Source organism: Mycobacterium sp. SMC-8, from assembly GCF_025263565.1.
In the GTDB taxonomy this organism is placed as follows: domain Bacteria; phylum Actinomycetota; class Actinomycetes; order Mycobacteriales; family Mycobacteriaceae; genus Mycobacterium.
Map to the genome: position 1 here is coordinate 4,218,571 of NZ_CP079865.1, position 18,469 is coordinate 4,237,039.

General features: G+C 67.6%; 18 protein-coding genes. 12 read left to right on the plus strand and 6 right to left on the minus strand.

Annotated features, from left to right (window positions below):
* Window positions 1-2: 2 nt before the first annotated feature.
* Window positions 3-1,352, minus strand: coding sequence for a 4-aminobutyrate--2-oxoglutarate transaminase (gene gabT / locus KXD97_RS20530; RefSeq protein ID WP_260751988.1), 1,350 nt, complete (start codon window positions 1,350-1,352; stop codon window positions 3-5).
* 338 nt (window positions 1,353-1,690) lie between these two features.
* On the opposite strand from gabT, the gene yajC reads away from it, so the two are divergent.
* The 6 genes from yajC to KXD97_RS20560 all read left to right on the plus strand — a co-directional run bounded on the left by yajC (window position 1,691) and on the right by KXD97_RS20560 (window position 9,823).
* The gene (yajC, locus tag KXD97_RS20535) at window positions 1,691-2,035 is read left to right on the plus strand and encodes a preprotein translocase subunit YajC (protein WP_260751989.1); all 345 of its coding nucleotides are present in this window, start codon (window positions 1,691-1,693) and stop codon (window positions 2,033-2,035) included.
* Window positions 2,036-2,141: 106 nt separating this feature from the next.
* A complete protein-coding gene (gene secD / locus KXD97_RS20540) occupies window positions 2,142-3,905 on the plus strand; it encodes a protein translocase subunit SecD (RefSeq protein ID WP_260751990.1) in 1,764 nt (587 codons plus the stop codon).
* A 3-nt stretch (window positions 3,906-3,908) separates the two neighbouring features.
* On the plus strand, window positions 3,909-5,189 hold the full coding sequence (gene secF / locus KXD97_RS20545; RefSeq protein WP_260751991.1) for a protein translocase subunit SecF: 1,281 nt from the start codon (window positions 3,909-3,911) through the stop codon (window positions 5,187-5,189).
* Window positions 5,190-5,195: 6 nt separating this feature from the next.
* On the plus strand, window positions 5,196-6,881 hold the full coding sequence (locus KXD97_RS20550; protein WP_260751992.1) for an ABC transporter substrate-binding protein: 1,686 nt from the start codon (window positions 5,196-5,198) through the stop codon (window positions 6,879-6,881).
* On the plus strand, window positions 6,848-7,402 hold the full coding sequence (locus KXD97_RS20555) for an adenine phosphoribosyltransferase (RefSeq protein WP_396884515.1): 555 nt from the start codon (window positions 6,848-6,850) through the stop codon (window positions 7,400-7,402). The genes KXD97_RS20550 and KXD97_RS20555 overlap by 34 nt, the downstream gene beginning before the upstream one ends.
* Before the next feature lie 39 nt (window positions 7,403-7,441).
* The gene (locus KXD97_RS20560) at window positions 7,442-9,823 is read left to right on the plus strand and encodes a bifunctional (p)ppGpp synthetase/guanosine-3',5'-bis(diphosphate) 3'-pyrophosphohydrolase (protein ID WP_260751994.1); all 2,382 of its coding nucleotides are present in this window, start codon (window positions 7,442-7,444) and stop codon (window positions 9,821-9,823) included.
* A gap of 9 nt (window positions 9,824-9,832) precedes the next feature.
* Here KXD97_RS20560 and KXD97_RS20565 read toward each other — a convergent pair whose 3' ends face one another.
* Window positions 9,833-10,357: a helix-turn-helix domain-containing protein gene (locus KXD97_RS20565; protein WP_260751995.1), complete on the minus strand. Its 525-nt coding sequence runs from the start codon at window positions 10,355-10,357 to the stop codon at window positions 9,833-9,835.
* Between the two features lie 54 nt (window positions 10,358-10,411).
* Between KXD97_RS20565 and KXD97_RS20570 the strand changes: the two genes are divergently transcribed.
* Entirely contained in the window at window positions 10,412-10,750 is a 339-nt protein-coding gene (locus tag KXD97_RS20570; protein ID WP_260751996.1) for a hypothetical protein, read from the plus strand.
* 13 nt (window positions 10,751-10,763) lie between these two features.
* Here KXD97_RS20570 and KXD97_RS20575 read toward each other — a convergent pair whose 3' ends face one another.
* On the minus strand, window positions 10,764-11,657 hold the full coding sequence (locus KXD97_RS20575; protein WP_260751997.1) for a peptidylprolyl isomerase: 894 nt from the start codon (window positions 11,655-11,657) through the stop codon (window positions 10,764-10,766).
* Window positions 11,658-11,775: 118 nt separating this feature from the next.
* On the opposite strand from KXD97_RS20575, the gene KXD97_RS20580 reads away from it, so the two are divergent.
* A complete protein-coding gene (locus KXD97_RS20580) occupies window positions 11,776-12,453 on the plus strand; it encodes an MBL fold metallo-hydrolase (RefSeq protein ID WP_260751998.1) in 678 nt (225 codons plus the stop codon).
* Window positions 12,450-13,712, plus strand: a complete 1,263-nt coding sequence (gene hisS, locus KXD97_RS20585; protein ID WP_260752000.1) for a histidine--tRNA ligase — start codon at window positions 12,450-12,452, stop codon at window positions 13,710-13,712. The genes KXD97_RS20580 and hisS overlap by 4 nt, the downstream gene beginning before the upstream one ends.
* 95 nt (window positions 13,713-13,807) lie before the next feature.
* Here the strand turns inward: hisS and KXD97_RS20590 are convergent, their stop codons facing one another.
* Window positions 13,808-14,125 carry a hypothetical protein gene (locus KXD97_RS20590; protein WP_260752001.1) on the minus strand — a complete coding sequence of 106 codons (318 nt, stop codon included), beginning with the start codon at window positions 14,123-14,125 and terminating at the stop codon, window positions 13,808-13,810.
* A gap of 378 nt (window positions 14,126-14,503) precedes the next feature.
* On the opposite strand from KXD97_RS20590, the gene KXD97_RS20595 reads away from it, so the two are divergent.
* On the plus strand, window positions 14,504-14,707 hold the full coding sequence (locus KXD97_RS20595) for a lipoprotein LpqH (RefSeq protein WP_260752003.1): 204 nt from the start codon (window positions 14,504-14,506) through the stop codon (window positions 14,705-14,707).
* A 28-nt stretch (window positions 14,708-14,735) separates the two neighbouring features.
* Here KXD97_RS20595 and KXD97_RS20600 read toward each other — a convergent pair whose 3' ends face one another.
* Window positions 14,736-15,251, minus strand: a complete 516-nt coding sequence (locus KXD97_RS20600; RefSeq protein WP_260752004.1) for a hypothetical protein — start codon at window positions 15,249-15,251, stop codon at window positions 14,736-14,738.
* Between the two features lie 287 nt (window positions 15,252-15,538).
* Here KXD97_RS20600 and KXD97_RS20605 point away from each other — a divergent pair, with 287 nt between their 5' ends.
* Complete coding sequence (locus KXD97_RS20605) at window positions 15,539-16,345, plus strand: SigB/SigF/SigG family RNA polymerase sigma factor (protein ID WP_260752005.1); 807 nt, start codon at window positions 15,539-15,541, stop codon at window positions 16,343-16,345.
* A gap of 8 nt (window positions 16,346-16,353) precedes the next feature.
* The gene (locus KXD97_RS20610) at window positions 16,354-16,881 is read left to right on the plus strand and encodes a DUF421 domain-containing protein (protein ID WP_260752006.1); all 528 of its coding nucleotides are present in this window, start codon (window positions 16,354-16,356) and stop codon (window positions 16,879-16,881) included.
* Window positions 16,882-16,898: 17 nt separating this feature from the next.
* On the opposite strand, the gene KXD97_RS20615 is transcribed toward KXD97_RS20610, so the two are convergent.
* A complete protein-coding gene (locus KXD97_RS20615) occupies window positions 16,899-18,287 on the minus strand; it encodes a DUF2254 domain-containing protein (protein WP_260752007.1) in 1,389 nt (462 codons plus the stop codon).
* Window positions 18,288-18,469: the final 182 nt, after the last annotated feature.

Below are 18,469 nucleotides of genomic sequence, written 5' to 3' on the forward strand. Positions count from 1 at the left end.
GGTCAGAGGTCGCGCAGGATCAGTTCGAGGATGTCGAGGCCTTCGAGCAGCAGTTCGTCGCTGATGGCCAGTGGAGGCAGGAAGCGCAGCACGTTGCCGAACGTGCCGCAGGACAACACGATCACGCCGGCCTGGTGGGCTGCGGCGAGCAGACTGCGGGTCAGCTCCGGGTCCGGTTCCAGCGTTCCGGACTTGACCAGTTCGACGGCGATCATCGCCCCACGGCCACGGACGTCGCCGATCCGGTCATCCTCGGCCTGCATCCGGCCCAGCCTGTCTTTCATCAGCGCCTCGATCTGGCGGGCCCGCTCGACCAGACCCTCCGACTCGATGGTCTCGATGGTGGCCAGCGCGGCCGCGCAGGCCACCGGATTGCCGCCGTAGGTGCCGCCCAGCCCGCTGACGTGCGGGGCGTCCATGATCTCGGCGCGGCCGGTGACCGCGGACAGCGGCATCCCGTCGGCAATGCCCTTCGCGGTGACGATCAAATCGGGGACCAGGCCTTCGGGGCCCTCGTGTTCACAGGCGAACATCGCGCCGGTCCGGGCGAACCCGGTCTGCACCTCGTCGGCGATGAACACCACGCCGTTGGCCCGGCACCACTGAAGCAGGGTCGGCAGGAAACCCTCGGCGGGCACGATGAAACCGCCCTCGCCCTGGATCGGCTCGATGATCACGGCGGCAAGGTTGTCGGCGCCGACCTGCTTGTCGATCACCGTGATCGCCCGTCGGGCGGCCAGTTCGCCGTTGGTGGCCAACTCCTTGCCGAACTCGGCGTCGCGGAACGGGTACGACAGCGGAGCGCGGTAGATCTCCGGGGCGAACGGGCCGAAGCCGTGCTTGTAGGGCATGGACTTCGCCGTCAGCGCCATCGTCAGGTTGGTGCGCCCATGATAGGCGTGGTCGAACGACACCACCGCCTGCTTGCGGGTGTACGCGCGGGCGATCTTCACCGCGTTCTCGACGGCCTCGGAGCCTGAGTTGAACAATGCCGACCGCTTGTCGCCGTCTCCGGGTGTGAGCCGGTTGAGCGCCTCGGCCACGGCCACATATCCCTGGTAGGGCGTGACCATGAAGCAGGTGTGGGTGAACCGGCCGGCCTGGTCGGTGATGGCGTCGACCACTCGGGGCGACGAGTTCCCGACGGTGGTCACCGCGATGCCAGACCCGAGGTCGATCAGCCGATTGCCGTCGATGTCCTCGACGATGCCGCCGAACGCCCGCGCCGCGTACACCGGCATCGTGGTGCCGACGCCGCGGGCCACCGACGCGCTCTTGCGCGCGATCATCTCGGCGGAGCGGGGACCGGGAATGGCGGTGGCGAGGTGGCGGCTCTGTTCCAGAGCGCTCACGGGAAACCTCCTACAGGCCTCAACGGGACCGAGTTCGACGACTGCCGAGTTACCGTCTGAGCCTAGTCGCTGAACCGGCTGATCCGTCGAGAACATCACCACTTTGATGCGGAATCATCGCTGTCTGGCGCTGTCAGCTTCGGATTCCGTCGCGAATGGACCCGGTGGGCGAGGTCGTGGCAGGGGACGCCCGACCAGGGTCGTGGCCTCAAGCGGCCGAAATGGCACACTGGTTAGTTGAGCCCGCGCGTGAGTCCGCGCGACGGGCCCCTGTTGCGGCAGGTGCGACAGCCTGCACGCATGACCGATACGAAGACTTTTAGAGAGACATTGCCGCCATGGATCTGGTCGTTTTCCTGCCCCTGCTCATCATCATGGGCGCATTCATGTACTTCGCGTCGCGGCGCCAGAAGAAGGCCATGCAGGCGACCATCGACCTGCACAACTCGCTGCAGATCGGCGACCAGGTGCACACCACCTCCGGCCTGAAGGGCACGATCACCGGTATCACCGACGACTACGTCGACCTGGAGATCGCCCCCGGTGTGGTCACCACCTGGATGAAGCTGGCGGTGCGGGACCGCATCGTCGACGACATCGACGAGGACGGCGACACCGATGACGCCGATCTCGACGCCGGCGCCGACCTCGGCGAGCGGCCCAACACCAAGAGCGACGGCTGAAATCTCAGCAACAGCACGTAATCTTTTCGTGTCTTTCCATGTCTTTCCGTACCTTCGCGCCCTCGTGCGGTACCTGACGAACTGATCTCTAGGAGACTGTAAACACGTGGCATCGTCTTCGACGGTTCACCCTGCCCGCTATCTGGCACTGTTTCTGGTGCTGCTCATCGGCGCCTACCTGCTGGTGTTCCTGACGGGGGACAAGAAGGCCGAACCCAAACTGGGCATCGACCTGCAGGGCGGCACCCGCGTCACCCTGACCGCGCGCACCCCTGACGGCTCACCGCCGTCGCGCGAATCACTGGAGCAGGCCAAGCAGATCATCGGCTCCCGCGTCGACGGTCTCGGCGTGTCGGGTTCAGAGGTCATCATCGACGGCCAGAACCTCGTGATCACCGTCCCCGGTGACGACACCAGCGAAGCCCGCAGCCTGGGGCAGACGGCTCGGCTGTACATCCGTCCCGTCGTCCACGTGATCCCGGCCGCCGGTGCGATGCCGCCCGGAGCGGAAGCCGGCCCGCAGGGCGGCGTCCCCGGGGCTCCACCGGGAGCGCCCGGAACGGCTCCGGGCGCCGAACCCGGCCCCGCGCCCGGTGCGGATGCGGCCGCCGAGCCGGGGGCGCCGCAAGCGCCCGCCCCGCAGCCGCGTCCGTTCCCGCAACAGCCCGCGCCGACCCCGCCTCCGGGACCGTCGCCGACCCCCGCGCCCGGAGCGCAGCCGGCGCCGGGCGCCGCGACGCCGGGTGACAACAAGGATGTCCCGCTGGCCACCCGCATCCAGGACGAGAAGCGGCTGCGGCAGAGCACGGAGCAGGCGATCCAGATCCTCGCGCTGCAGTTCCAGGCCACCCGCTGCGGCCAGGAGGACGTGCTGGCGGGCAACGACGACCCGAACCTGCCGCTGGTGACCTGCTCGCAGGACGGCAATGAGGTCTATCTGCTGGACAAGTCGATCATCAACGGCGAGCAGATCGCCAACGCGACGTCCGGGCTGAACCAGCAGGCCGGCGAGTACGTCGTCGACGTCGAGTTCAAGAGCGACGCCGCGAAGGTGTGGGCCGACTTCACCGCCGCGAACATCGGCACGCAGACCGCGTTCGTCCTCGATTCGCAGGTGGTCAGCGCCCCGGTGATCCAGGAGGCCATCCCCGGTGGCCGCACGCAGATCACCGGTCAGTTCACCCAGGACACCGCGCGCGAACTCGCCAACGTCCTCAAGTACGGCTCACTGCCGCTGTCCTTCGAATCCTCGGAGGCCGAGACCGTGTCCGCGACGCTGGGCCTGTCCTCGCTGCGGGCCGGCCTGATCGCCGGCGCGGTCGGGCTCGTTGCGGTGCTGCTGTACTCGCTGCTGTACTACCGGGCGCTGGGCGTGCTCATCGCGCTGTCGCTGACCGCGTCGGGGGCCATGGTGTTCGCGATCCTGGTGCTGCTCGGCAGATACATCAACTACACGCTGGACCTGGCCGGTATCGCGGGTCTGATCATCGGTATCGGTATGACGGCCGACTCGTTCGTGGTGTTCTTCGAACGCATCAAGGACGAGATCCGGGAGGGGCGCTCGTTCCGGTCGGCGGTGCCACGAGGCTGGGCCCGCGCCCGCAAGACCATCGTCTCCGGCAACGCCGTGACCCTGCTCGCCGCAGCGGTGCTGTACTTCCTGGCTGTGGGTCAGGTGAAGGGCTTTGCGTTCACCCTCGGCCTGACCACCATCCTCGACGTCGTGATCGTGTTCCTGGTGACCTGGCCGCTCGTGTACGCGGCGTCGAAGTCCACGTTGTGGGCCAAGCCGTCGCTCAACGGGTTGGGTGCCGTCCAACAGATCGCACGCGAACGCCGAGCGGCCGCGAACGCGGCGGGACGGGGATAGATCATGGCGACACGTCACCGCACAGACAACGACGAATCCGGCGCGATCGAGGCGCCCGACCTGGAGTCCGCCGCGACCGGCGCAGCCAAGCACGGCTTCTTCGTCCGGCTCTACACAGGCACCGGCGCCTTCGAGGTCATCGGCAAACGCAAGCTGTGGTACACGGTCAGCGGGCTGATCATTTTGGTGTCGCTCGGCGCGATGCTGTTGCGCGGGTTCACCTTCGGCATCGACTTCGAGGGTGGCACCAAGGTGTCGTTCCCCCGCAGCGACACCCAGGCCACCACCTCGCAGGTCGAGACCGTCTTCACCGACACCATCGGCAACCCGCCGGAATCGGTCGTGATCGTCGGCGCCGGCGACTCGGCGACGTTCCAGATCCGTTCGGAGACCCTGGACAACGAGCAGATCATCGAGCTGCGCAAGGCGCTGTTCGACGCGTTCCAGCCGAAAGGACCGGACGGCCAGCCCAGCGAACAGGCCATCTCCGACTCCGCGGTGTCGGAGACCTGGGGTGGGCAGATCACCCAGAAGGCGCTGATCGCGCTCGTGGTCTTCCTCGTGCTGGCGGCCATTTACATCACGGTGCGCTACGAGCGATACATGGCGATCGCGGCGCTGGCGACCCTGGTGTTCGACCTCGTCGTGACCGCCGGGGTGTACGCACTCGTCGGCTTCGAGGTCACCCCGGCCACCGTCATCGGCCTGCTGACGATTCTGGGCTTCTCGCTCTACGACACGGTCATCGTGTTCGACAAGGTCGAGGAGAACACCGACGGGTTCGAGCACACCACCCGCCGGACGTTCGCCGAGCAGGCCAACCTGGCGGTGAACCAGACCTTCATGCGGTCGATCAACACCAGCCTGATCTCCGTGCTGCCGATCATCGCGCTGATGGTGATCGCGGTGTGGCTGCTCGGCGTCGGCACGCTCATGGATCTCGCGCTCGTCCAGCTGGTCGGCGTGATCGTCGGCACCTATTCGTCGATCTACTTCGCCACACCGCTGCTGGTGAGCCTGCGCGAACGCACCGAGCTGGTCAGCAAGCACACCCGCCGGGTGCTCAACCGCCGTCAGACGGCGGCGGCCAAGGCCGGCGGCGCCGACCTGACCGGGGCCGACGCGCTCGCCGACGACGACGCCGTGACGGCCGAACCCGCGGCCGTGGTGTCCACACCGCCGGCTCCCGCGCCTGACAAGCCTGCCCCCGGCGCCCGCCCCGTGCGGCCCACCAGCAGCCGGACCGGGCGACCGTCGGGTAAGCGCACCCCGCGGAACCGGTAGCCGCCGATGGCCGATCGCTGGCGCCTGCGAGCCCGCCGGGCACCTCGCCCACGTCGCGCGATCGCGTTGACCGCGGTGCTGGCCGTGGTGGGCGGGCTGGGGTTGACCTCGTGCGGGGACGCCACCGCCGACACCGTCGACTACGCCGTGGACGGAGCGCTGGTCACCTACAACACCAACACCGTCGTCGGCGCCGCATCGGGCGGACCGCAGGCGTTCGCACGCGTCCTGACCGGGTTCAACTATCACGGGCCGGACGGTCAGATCGTCGGCGACCACGACTTCGGCACCATCTCGGTGGTGGGCCGCAGCCCGCTGATCCTGGACTACGAGATCAAGGCCGAGGCGGTGTACTCCGACGGCAAACCGATCACCTGCGACGACATGGTGCTGGCATGGGCGTCGCAGTCGGGCCGGTTCCCGGGATTCGACGCGGCCAGCCGCGCGGGCTACGTCGACATCGCGAGCGTCGACTGCGCGCCGGGGCAGAAGAAGGCCCGGGTGTCGTTCGCTCCGGAACGCGGTTTCACCGACTACGGCCAGCTGTTCGCGGCGACGTCGATGATGCCGGCCCACGTGATCGCCGACGTCCTCGGTCTCGGTGACGGCGGGGTGACCCGGGCGCTGCTCGACAACGACCGCCCGACCGTCGAGCGCATCGCGCAGGTGTGGAACACCACCTGGGACCTGACGCCAGACCTCGACCTGAAGAAGTTCCCATCCTCGGGCCCCTACAAGATGGACTCCGTCACCGAGGACGGCGCGGTGAAACTGGTGGCCAACGACAAATGGTGGGGCACCACACCGGTCACCGCCGAGATCACCGTGTGGCCGCGCAGCGCCGACATGCAGGACAAGGTCAACGAGGGCGCCTATGACGTCGTCGATATCGCCACCGGGTCGTCGGGCACGCTGAACCTGCCCGACGACTACGTGCGCACCGACTCGCCGTCGGCGGGCGTCGAACAGCTCATCTTCGCCCCGGGTGGCCCGCTGGCCGCGGTGCCGGCGCGCCGGGCATTGGCCCTGTGCACACCCCGTGACGTGATCGCCCGCAACGCCGAGGTGCCGGTGGCCAACACGCGGCTGAACAGCGCGACGGTGGACGCTTACAGCGCCGCCGAAGTCACGCCGCAGGTCAACGAGTTCGCGGTGGCCAACCCCGACGCCGCGCGCGCCGCGCTGGACGGGGCGCCCCTGACCGTGCGGATCGGCTACCAGACCCCCAACGCGCGTCTGGCCGCGACCGTCGGCGCCATCGCGAAGGCGTGTGCCCCCGCGGGCATCACCGTCGAGGACGTGGCGGGGGAGAATGTCGGCCCGTTGTCGTTGCGCAACAATGAGATCGACGTGCTGATCGCCACCGTCGGGGGAGCGGCGGGCAGCGGGTCGACGGGCTCGTCGACGATGGATGCCTACGCGTTGCACAGCGCCAACGGCAACAACCTGCCCCGCTACCGCAACGAGCGCATCGACGCGATCATCGCAACGCTGGCCGTCGTCTCCGACCCGAAGGAGATCGCGCGGCTGCTCGGTGAGGCCGCGCCGATTCTGTGGGGCGACATGCCGACGCTGCCGCTGTACCGCCAGCAGCGCACGCTGCTGACCTCGGCCAAGATGTACGCGGTGAGCGGCAATCCGACACGATGGGGCGCGGGATGGAACATGGATCGTTGGAAGCTGAGCCAGTGAGCGACATCGCCGACGTGATCGCGTCCCTGGTGCGGGAGGTCCCGGACTTCCCCGAACCTGGCATCCAGTTCAAGGACCTGACGCCGGTGCTCGCCGACGCGCACGGGCTGGCGCAGGTGAGCAGGGCCATCGCCGACGCCGCGCGCGGGGCGGACCTGATCGCCGGGGTGGACGCCCGCGGCTTCCTGCTCGGTGGTGCGGTCGCGATCAGCCTGGGCATCGGTGTTCTCGCGGTGCGCAAGGGCGGCAAACTGCCACCCCCGGTCATCAGCCAGACCTACTCCCTGGAATACGGCACGGCCACGCTGGAGGTCCCCGCCGAGGGCATCGATCTGGCGGGCCGCTGCGTGGTGATCATCGACGATGTACTGGCCACCGGTGGCACGCTGGCCGCCACCCATCAGTTGCTCACCCGGGTCGGCGCGAACGTGACCGGTGCGGTGGTGATGATGGAGCTCACGGCGCTGGGCGGTCGCACCGCGCTGGGACCGCTCGAGGTGACCAGTCTCTACACCGTCTGAGCGGATATCCTGCGAAGAACACAGATCCCGGAGGTGAACATGGCCGACAAGGTTCGGACCGAGCCCGCCAGCCAGGCTGTGCAGTCGCCGTCCCGGCCGCCGGTGTCCAGCCCGGAGACCCAGCCGTTGGAGCTGCCCCGCGGCGACAGCACCAAACCGGCCACCAGCGCGTCCCGCCGGGTGCGGGCCAGGCTGGCCCGTCGGATGACGTCCCAGCGCAGCACGATCAACCCGGTGCTCGAACCGCTTGTCGCAGTGCACCGCGAGATCTACCCGAAGGCCGACCTGACGTTGCTGCAGACGGCCTACGAAGTCGCCGAGCAACGGCATGCCGACCAGCTGCGCCGCTCCGGCGACCCGTACATCACCCATCCGCTGGCGGTCGCGAACATCCTGGCCGAGCTCGGGATGGACACCACCACGCTGATCGCCGCGCTGCTCCACGACACCGTCGAGGACACCGGCTACACGCTCGAGCAGTTGACCCAGGAGTTCGGGACCGAGGTCGGCCACCTCGTCGACGGTGTCACCAAGCTTGACAAGGTCGCGCTCGGCACGGCGGCCGAGGGCGAGACCATCCGCAAGATGATCATCGCGATGGCGCGTGACCCACGGGTGCTGGTGATCAAGGTCGCCGACCGGCTGCACAACATGCGCACGATGCGTTTCCTGCCGCCCGAGAAGCAGGCCCGCAAGGCTCGCGAAACGCTGGAAGTCATTGCGCCCCTTGCTCATCGGCTCGGGATGGCGACGGTCAAGTGGGAACTGGAGGATCTGTCGTTCGCGATCCTGCATCCGAAGAAGTACGAGGAGATCGTGCGGCTGGTCGCCGACCGGGCCCCGTCGCGGGACACCTATCTGGCCAAGGTGCGCGCCGAGATCACCGCGACCCTGAACGCGTCGAAGATCAACGCTGTGGTCGAGGGCCGGCCGAAACACTACTGGTCGATCTATCAGAAGATGATCGTCAAGGGCCGTGACTTCGATGACATCCACGACCTGGTCGGCGTACGCATTCTGTGCGACGAGCTGCGAGACTGTTATGCCGCCGTCGGCGTGGTGCACTCGCTGTGGCAACCCATCGCCGGGCGGTTCAAGGACTACATCGCCCAGCCGCGGTTCGGGGTGTACCAGTCGCTGCACACCACGGTCGTGGGCCCCGAGGGCAAGCCGCTGGAGGTGCAGATCCGCACCATCGACATGCACAAGACCGCCGAGTACGGCATCGCCGCGCACTGGCGTTACAAGGAAGCCAAGGGCCGCAACGGAGTTCCGCCCAGCCACGCCGCCACCGAGATCGACGACATGGCGTGGATGCGCCAGCTGCTCGACTGGCAGCGGGAGGCCGCCGACCCCGGTGAGTTCCTCGAATCGCTGCGCTACGACCTCGCGGTGCAGGAGATCTTCGTGTTCACCCCGAAGGGGGATGTGATCACGCTGCCCACCGGGTCGACACCGGTGGACTTCGCCTACGCGGTGCACACCGAGGTGGGGCACCGCTGCATCGGCGCCCGTGTCAACGGTCGGCTGGTCGCGCTGGAACGCAAGCTCGAAAACGGGGAAGTGGTGGAGGTTTTCACCTCCAAAGCCCCGAATGCGGGGCCGTCGCGGGACTGGCAGACCTTTGTCGTCTCACCGCGGGCCAAGGCCAAGATCCGGCAGTGGTTCGCCAAGGAGCGCCGCGAGGAGGCGCTGGAATCCGGCAAGGAGGCCATCGCCCGCGAAGTCCGCCGTGGCGGACTTCCGTTGCAGCGGCTGATGAATGCCGAGACCATCACCGCGCTGGCCCGGGAGCTGCGCTACACCGACGTGTCGGCGCTCTACACGGCTGTCGGTGAGGGGCATGTCTCGGCGCGGCACGTCGTGCAGCGGCTGGTGGCCCAGCTCGGCGGCGACGACGAGGCCGCCGACGAGATCGCCGAGCGGTCTACGCCGGCGACCATGCCGGTGCGGCAGCGCACCAACGATGACGTCGGCGTCGCGGTGCCGGGCGCGCCCGGCGTGCTGACCAAGCTCGCCAAGTGCTGCACGCCGGTGCCCGGCGACAACATCATGGGCTTCGTGACCCGCGGCGGCGGGGTCAGCGTGCACCGCACCGACTGCACGAATGCGTCGTCTTTGCAACAACAGTCGGAGCGCATCATCGATGTCCAGTGGGCGCCGTCGCCGTCGTCGGTGTTCCTGGTCGCCATCCAGGTGGAGGCGCTCGACCGGCACCGGTTGCTGTCGGATGTGACCCGGGTGCTCGCCGACGAGAAGGTCAACATCCTCTCGGCGTCGGTGACCACGTCCAACGACCGGGTCGCGATCAGCCGGTTCACCTTCGAGATGGGGGACCCCAAGCACCTCGGTCACGTGCTCAACGTGGTGCGCAACGTGGAGGGCGTCTACGACGTCTACCGCGTGACGTCAGCGGCGTGAGCCGCAATCTCAGCGCGCGGGCATCAGCACGGTGCTGAGCAACCGTTTGGTGCGGCCCGCGCTGCGGCGATTGCCCATGCGTGCCGTGATCACCGCGGCGAGTTCGTCCCGGAGCGCGTGCATTTCGTCGTCGTCCAACCACAGCGCGGCCTGGGTGAAGGCCACGCCGTCGGCTACGACGTCGACCTCGGGGGCCGCCAGGTAGCGGTCGAAGTCCGCCATCAGCATCGCGACGAAGGCGGCGAACGCGCGGCGGTGGTCTTCACGGGTCAAGTCGCGCGCCTGCTGCGGGGAGACCACCGCGGAGGGCAGGTGCAGGCGGAAGGTCCGCTCGACGGCCCCTCGCACTTGTCGCTCGCGCGCCACTTCCAGCACGCCGGCTTCAGAGAGCGTGGCGATGTGCCGGTACAGCGACGCCGCTGGGATCTCGGGTAGCTCGGCCCGCAGGTCACCGGCGGTCAGTTCACTGCCGTCCAGCATCGCCTGGACGATGCGCATGCGAACCGGGTGCAGCAGGATATCGAGCGAAGCCATCTGCCGATTATCACCCTTGGTATCATTATCAAAACTGAGAAAGGAGCGGGATCGATGGCTGAACTTCGACGGGTCGGGACGGATGTGGAGCTGCGTCTGACACTCGGGGAGAAAATCGCGGGCCTGCACGGCGACATCCGTGTGCCGGTGTCGGCGGTGAAGGCCGTCGACGTCGTGGACGAGCCGCTGCGCGCGGTAGCCGGCGTGCGGGCCCCGGGTCTGCACTGGCCCGGACGCACCAAGATCGGTACCTGGCGCCGACGGGGTCGCAAGACGTTCGCCGTCGCGCGGGCGGGACGGCCCGCGGTGCAGATCGAACTCGACGGTCAGCACTACGACCGGTTGGTGGTCAGCGTCACCGACGCGCAGTCGTCGGCGGATTCGCTGCGCTGAGCCTTCCCGGCGGTCAGTCCAGCTGGATGGACTTCACCGTGGTCGCCAGCTTGGGCGGTCCGTCGGGCCCGCCACCGTCGACGCCCTCGGCCGCGATCTTGTCCAGGGTGGCCAGACCGGTCTCGTCGATCGTGCCGAAGACCGTGTACTGCGGCGGCAGCTGCGAATCCTGGTAGACGAGGAAAAACTGGCTGCCGTTGGTGCCGGGGCCGGCATTGGCCATCGCCAGCGTGCCGCGCGGGTACACCACGGGCTGGCCTAGCGCAGGATCGTCGGGCTGGTACTGGTCGGTCGGGTACTCGTTGGCGAACTGGTAGCCGGGACCGCCGGTGCCCTCACCGGTCGGGTCGCCGCACTGCAGCACCCCGAGAGAGTCGCTGGTGGTGAGGCGGTGGCACGGGGTGTCGTTGAAGTAGCCCTGCTGTGCCAGGCTGGCGAAGCTGTTGACCGTGCACGGCGACTTGCCGTTGTCGAGTTGCAGCCCGATGTTGCCCTGGTCGGTGACCATGCTGGCGCTGACATGGGCAGGCTCGGTGGGCACCTTGCCACTGCGCGGCGGGGTGTTCTCCTTGCTGGCCGGCTCGGCCGCGGGGTACTGGCAGTCGCCGCCCAGATTTTCCGGTGCGGTGAACTCGGGCAGGGCCCCGGCCTCCGCCGGCGCCGGCATGTCGAGTGGCGACGACGGCTCGGTGGTGGCGGTGGTGCTGGAAGCGGACGCGGTCTGGGTGCCGGAGTCGCGGTTGGTGATCACGATGGTGGCGACCACGGCGGCGACGATGACGACGGCTGCCACCGCCGATCCGATGATCGTGTACAGGCGGCGCTTGCGCTCACGCTCGGCCCGATGCTCCATCTGTCGCTCGAGCTTGCGCTTGGCGGTCGCACGCCGTTGTTCGTTCGTCGGCACGGCCGGTGTCCTCCTCGAAGTTGATCCGGTCGGCACCGAGTGTGCCAGCTCCGGCTGGAAACGGCCGCCGCGACCCTCCTGAACAGGCTCACCACCTGGGCATGGGAAGCTGGAAGACGTGTTGATCACCGGATTCCCGGCCGGCATGTTGGCGTGCAACTGCTACGTGCTGGCCCCGCGGCAGGGCGCCGACGCCATCGTCGTCGACCCCGGCCAGCGGGCGATGGGTCCGCTGCGCCGGATCCTCGACGAGAACCGGCTGACCCCGGCCGCGGTACTCCTCACGCACGGGCATATCGACCACATATGGTCGGCGCAGAAGGTGGCCGACACCTACGGGTGCCCGGCCTTCATCCACCCGGCCGACCGGCACATGCTCACCGACCCGATCAAGGGCTTCGGGAGGGGGTTTCTCGGCGGCCTGGCGCGCACCGCGCTCGGAGCCATGTTCCGCGAGCCCAGACAGGTGCTCGAACTGGACCGCGACGGGGACAAGATCGAGCTCGGCGGGATCACCGTCGCCGTCGACCACACCCCCGGCCACACCCAGGGCTCGGTGGTGTTCCGCGTCGAGCACGGGCCCGAGCAGGTGGCCTTCACTGGCGACACGTTATTCCGGGCGACGGTCGGACGGACCGACCTGCCCGGCGGCAGCGGGCGGGACCTGCTCGAATCGATCGTCACAAAACTGCTGGTCCTCGACGACGACACTCTGGTATTGCCGGGGCACGGCGAGCGCAGCACCATCGGCATCGAACGCCACACCAACCCATTCCTCGAAGGTTTGACTCCGTGACTGACTCGTTCAAGGCGCCCAAGGGCGTCCCCGACTACTTCCCGCCGGACTCGGCCGAGTTCGTCGCCGTACGCGCAGGGCTGCTGGCCGCAGCCCGACGCGCCGGCTACGGCGACATCGAGCTGCCGATCTTCGAGGACACCGCGCTGTTCGCGCGCGGGGTGGGGGAGTCCACCGACGTGGTCTCCAAGGAGATGTACACCTTCGCCGATCGCGGTGAGCGATCGGTGACACTGCGGCCCGAAGGCACCGCCGGCGTGATGCGGGCGGTCATCGAGCATGGCCTCGACCGTGGTCAGCTGCCCGTCAAGCTGTGTTACGCCGGCCCGTTCTTCCGTTACGAGCGCCCGCAGGCAGGCCGGTATCGGCAGCTGCAGCAGGTGGGCGTCGAAGCGATCGGCATCGACGATCCCGCGCTGGACGCCGAGGTGATCGCTGTCGCCGACGCCGGGTTCCGATCTCTGGGCCTTGACGGGTTCCGGCTGGAGATCACCTCGCTGGGCGATGACAGTTGCCGGCCGCAGTACCGGGAACTGTTGCAGGACTTCCTGTTCAAGCTGGATCTGGACGAAGAAACGCGGCACCGCGCGCAGATCAACCCGCTGCGGGTGCTCGATGACAAGCGCCCGCACGTGAAGGAGATGACCGCCGACGCGCCGGTCATGCTCGATCACCTCTCCGACGCGGCCAAGGCACACTTCGACACCGTGCTCGCGCACCTGGACGCGTTGTCGGTGCCGTACGTGATCAACCCGCGGATGGTGCGCGGGCTGGACTACTACACCAAGACGACGTTCGAGTTCGTCCACGACGGGCTCGGCGCCCAGTCCGGCATCGGCGGCGGGGGCCGTTACGACGGCCTGATGTCACAGCTGGGTGGCCGGGACCTGTCCGGGATCGGCTTCGGCCTCGGGGTGGACCGCACGCTGCTGGCGCTGCGCGCCGAGGGCAAGGCGGCCGGGGAGACGGCGCGGGTGGACGTGTACGCGGTGCCGCTGGGGGCCGACGCCAAGGTGCGGCTGGCAGTACTGGCCGCGCAGTTGCGGGGGGCCGGGGTACGCGTCGACGTCGCCTACGGCGACCGGAGTCTCAAGGGCGCGATGAAGGGCGCCGACCGGTCGGGGGCCTCGATCGCGCTGGTGGCCGGGGACCGGGATCTGGAGGCCGGCACGGTCGGGGTGAAGAGCATGGCCACCGGCGAGCAGGTCGACATCGCACTCGATCAGGTTGTCGCAGAAGTCCTTTCCCGTCTGGCGTAGCCCGGTGTCATGGCGAGTGTCATGGCGAGCGTGCGTGTCTGTGGCGGACACGCCGTGGAAACTGCCGAGAATGCGCACGCTCGTCCATGAGGGACTCAGCTGACGGGAGTCCTTCTCGAAGTCAACACGCGCTGCACGCCGGCCGCACTCACCATCAGCGCTCCCAACACCGCGACGGTGATGGTCCACAGCCTCCGGTCCTCCAGTTCCATGCGACACAGGTGCGTGTAGTTCACGTCGACCACGATCTCGCCGTCTACGGGTACGTTCGCTGCGTTCGAGTCGTCGAGCGATCGAGCCTCCGACAGGTCGGGCGCGACAACACTGCCACAACTGACGCTCTGCTGAAAAGGCGAGACTGACACGGGCGTGATCAGTCCCAGGAGCCCGACCAGCAAGACCACCACACCCACGAAGATTGCTATCCATCGCACCATGCCGTATCCGTACCCGCAGACGCCGCTTTGATACGTGCCGGCCCGCTGCACGACCGTATGACTTCGTGGCGCCGGGGTACTTGTGAGCGTGTGTGCTCACCACCAAGCCCGATTGATGCCAGGCCGCGCGCACCCCACGCGGGCTCTCGGACTTGCACTTGCGGCTCTGCTGGGTGCAGGGTGCTCAACCGACGGCCACGAGGCCCTCGGTACCCACACTGCGCGAGTGCTGATCAACGGCAGTGTGGTCGAGGAGCAGATGCGAATCACGTGTGACCAGGTCGGTTGGGTGTGGTTCATCGAAAGTCTGCAGCAGGAACCAGGTTTCACCGCTCAGGTGCGCACCGGCGACGCGTGGGCGCGCGACTGGTCCGGATTCAGAATCTGGCCGGCTTCACCGGCAGTTCGTGGAACGCCGATCCGGCGACCGCCCCGGTCGAAGCCGATGCCACGTTCTCCGATGGGGTATGCACGATCACCGGAACCGCGGTGGGGTATTACGTCGACGAACCCGGGGACACAGACACCGCGCACTTCGAGCTCAGGACAGGTTGCTAGACCGAGCAGAGTACCTGCCGGTGGTCCGTCACCGAGTCTGGACGGGGCACGCCTCGACCGGCACCGGCAACGTGATGTCGCCGGCCCGCTCGAAACGGAAGGTCACGTCAGTCGAGGTGGCGGGTCGCAGGCCTGGATCCAATCGTTGGAGCCGGACCGCCGGGTGACGCCCGTCGGGGGCTGGACCGTGGTTCGCCTCGCCGAAGGCGGCGGTCGACTTCGGGGGGATGGCCACGCTGTCGATGCCGTGCGCCTGCGCGGCCGCGCCGATGGTCAGACCGAGGAGTCGCTCGGTGTCTGCGGGACGGTTGTTCGTGACGGTGAAACGCATTTCGCCGCCGGCATCGAGTTGCAGCGCGCATTCGCCGGGCACAAAGGCCGGCACGATGAAAGCGTTCTCGACCGACGTACCCTCCGTATCCGATCCCGAGCCGCGATTGGACGAGTCCACCGCGGCATCCTCGCCGCACCCGGAGATTCCGAGTGCCAGCGCCGTTGCTGCCAGCACCACCGGAGCCTCCCGGTGGACCTGTGCTTGCCGCATGTGTCTGCCTCCAGTGGGTCGCATCGGCGATCTCGATTGTCCGAGGAGGAGTTCCCTCCGGGCCGGGGCTTGATACCCGCCATCCGGAAATCGGTGTTTGTCTCGGTTGAGCAACGATTGCGCGAACACCATAGTTGTGTGGCTCATGTGGGTAGGCGGAGGGCACAGCAAAGCCGACGAAGACGACGCCTTCCGCCCAGAAAGAGGCCACGATGACACTCGCGCAGCCGGATGGTTCAGGCAGCGATGTTGCCGTCCGAGATCCTGACTGGCCGCATGTTGACACCATGTTCGCGCAGTTGACTGCCTGCGCGGCGGACGACGAGCGCAGGCGTTGGCGACAACGGATCATCACCGAGTGTGTGCCGCTGGCCGACCACATCGCCGTCCGATTTGTCGGGCGCGGCGAACCGTCCGAGGACCTGGTCCAGGTTGCCCGGATGGGGTTGGTCAAGAGCGTGGACCGCTACGACCCCGCCAAGGGGCGATTCGCGGCGTTCGCGGTGCCGACCATTCGCGGGGAGGTGTGTCGGCACTTTCGCGACCACACTTGGTCGATCCGCGTTCCTCGCCACATTCAGGAGACACAGCTGCGAGTGCGGGACGCGGTGGAGACACTCTCTCGGAGCTTGAACCGGTCACCGACGAACCCCGAGTTGGCGCGGGAACTCGGCATCGGCAGCGACGACGTGGCCCAGTCGAGCTCTGCGCATTGGGCGTATCAACCGCTGTCACTCGATGCGTCTCGTTCGGGGCCGGGTGGACCGGATCCGACGTTGCTCGGAACGATTCACGGCGCGGAAGACCCCCACTTCGAGACCGTCGAGGATCGCATCGTGCTACAGGACGCCATCGGCGCGCTGACTCCTCGATCCCGCGCGATTCTCGGTATGCGCTACTTCAACGGCCTGTCCCAGCGAGAAATCGGTCGCCGACTGGGCATTTCTCATGTTCAGGTGTCTCGGCTGCTGAATGCGGCGCTAACCCTGCTGCGACGGCGATTGACCGCCGACGCCGCGTCGACAGCGAGCGGAAGCCGAACAGATTCGGTACCGACGGATGTGGCCGGCGTCGCCATGGACTTTGAGAGGTAGTGCGCTGCATGTGGTTTGACACATGGTCCGACGTCGTCCGAGTTCTGCTCATCGGTTCGGCTGCCTACGTCGCCCTGATCGTAGTACTGCGGGTATCGGGCAAACGGACTCTGGCCAAACTCAACGCGTTCGACTTGGTGGTCACCGTCGCCGTCGGCTCGACGCTGGCCACCATTCTGCTCAACACCGACGTGTCATTCGTGGAGGGATCGACCGCGCTGGCGCTGCTCGCCGGGCTGCAGTATGCCGCGGCAAAGGTGTCATCGCGGTTTCGCGCCGGTCGGACGGTGCTGACCGCCCGACCGACGCTCCTGCTGTCCCATGGCCGATCACTCGACGACGCGTTGCGCCGCCAGCGCGTCAGTGCCGACGAGATTCACCAGGCGATCCGGTCGTCGGGGCACGGTGACGTCAGCCGGATCGCGGCGGTCGTACTGGAGAGCGACGGTTCCCTCAGCGTCATTCCCCACGACAAGATCGGCGATGGGTCTGCGCTGGCCGGAGTGGCGAACGCTTCAGCGCCACCGAGGCGATGACGCTGTCGTTGACGGAATCAACCCGCAGGCCATCGACGGTCGAGTGCTTCCCGGACGTTTCGCGCCAATTGATCCAACTGACGCCGCTCGACGTCATCGTAATCCCGGTCGGCCACCGCCCTCTCAAGACGGCGGAGCCGGTCAGCGATCGCGTGCCGGTGTTCGGGGAGCACCTCCACCCAGGCGAGTTCGCGCAGCATCGACAGCAACCGTTTCAGCACCGCCGGGTCGCTCGCGCCGTAGAGCAATGGCTGGTTGGAGACGATATCGAGCAGATCCGGCAAGTCGGGTTGCGCCAGTACCACCCGGGCCGCCCCGTTCTCGTCGCGCAGAATCCGGGGACCCAGACGGTATCCGGCCAGTCGGCACAGTGCGGCGCTGCACGAGTTCAGGCCGTGCACAGCGGTGGTGGGGTCGTTGATACCAGGGCTCAACGCACGCACAACGACGTCCGTGAGCTGACGGAACCCATAGCCGATGTCCTGGGACGCGGTGCGTTCGTTACCCACGGTGAGGGCGTCGGCGACCTGCTCACGCACCGAGATCAACCGCTCCCCGTGGAGGGTGCCGCCCCGGTTCTGGGAGGACCAGCAGAAGGCCACCGGTACGCCTGCGGTGAGGTCCGATCCCATCGGACGCTCCACCCAGACCACCACATCGGCGTCGACGGCGGCCTTTACCAGCGCCTGCTCGGCGACCGAGACGAGGAAGCCTGAAGAGCGGGCTGTGATAATCGCCGCGTCGGCGGGCGGGACAGGTGCGTCGCGGTCAGCGGGTTGTTCCTCGATCCGGCCGAGCAGCCGGTCTGCGGTCTGCTCGATGTCGCCGGCGACATGGTCCAGCATGGTCTCGATCCGTATCTGACGTACCAGGTGCCCGAGGAACAGCACCAGGGCCAGAACGCTGGCCATGGCCAGCAGGTAGGCCACCGTGACCGCAATCTGCGGAACGAACTCCGCTGAACCGTCATTGCCATTACGAACGGTGCGCAGGACAGTCAGTGCGTAAACGAAGGTCGCGAGAAACAGTGCCAGGGTTCGTTGGACGAAACGATCGGCAGCGAATGTCCGTAACAGCCGCGGCGTGTATTGAGAACTGGCCAGCTGCAACGTGATTAGAGTCAGGGAGAACGTCAGCGACGTCACGGTGATCAGCGAGGTTGCGATGGCGCCGAGGACTTCTCTCGCCGCGTCGGCGCCTCCGCCGAACAAGTAGCCCGCCAGTGCCGGGGGCATCTGCTGATCGACGGCGGTGTCGAGTTCAGGGATGGCGATGCCGGCAAGCAGAGCAGTGACCACCCCGAGAGCCGGAACCGGCCATAGTCGACTGCGTAGTCCGTCGGCGACCGCGGCGGCGCGCTGACCGAGCACCAGAGGCTTGCGGCAGTCGCCGACTCGGTTGTCCATCAGCGGCGAAACACCTTCATGGTGCGTTCGAGCATCGACGGCCGGCCCCCTCCAAGTACCCGGGCCGAGGCACCGGCACACCTTTGCCCCGACTTCACCTGGGTTGGTGTGGATTCACCTGGTTTGGTGCGGACTTGGAGCTCTGCGTGGGAAACGCCTGTCCGTGGAACTGGACATTGTGC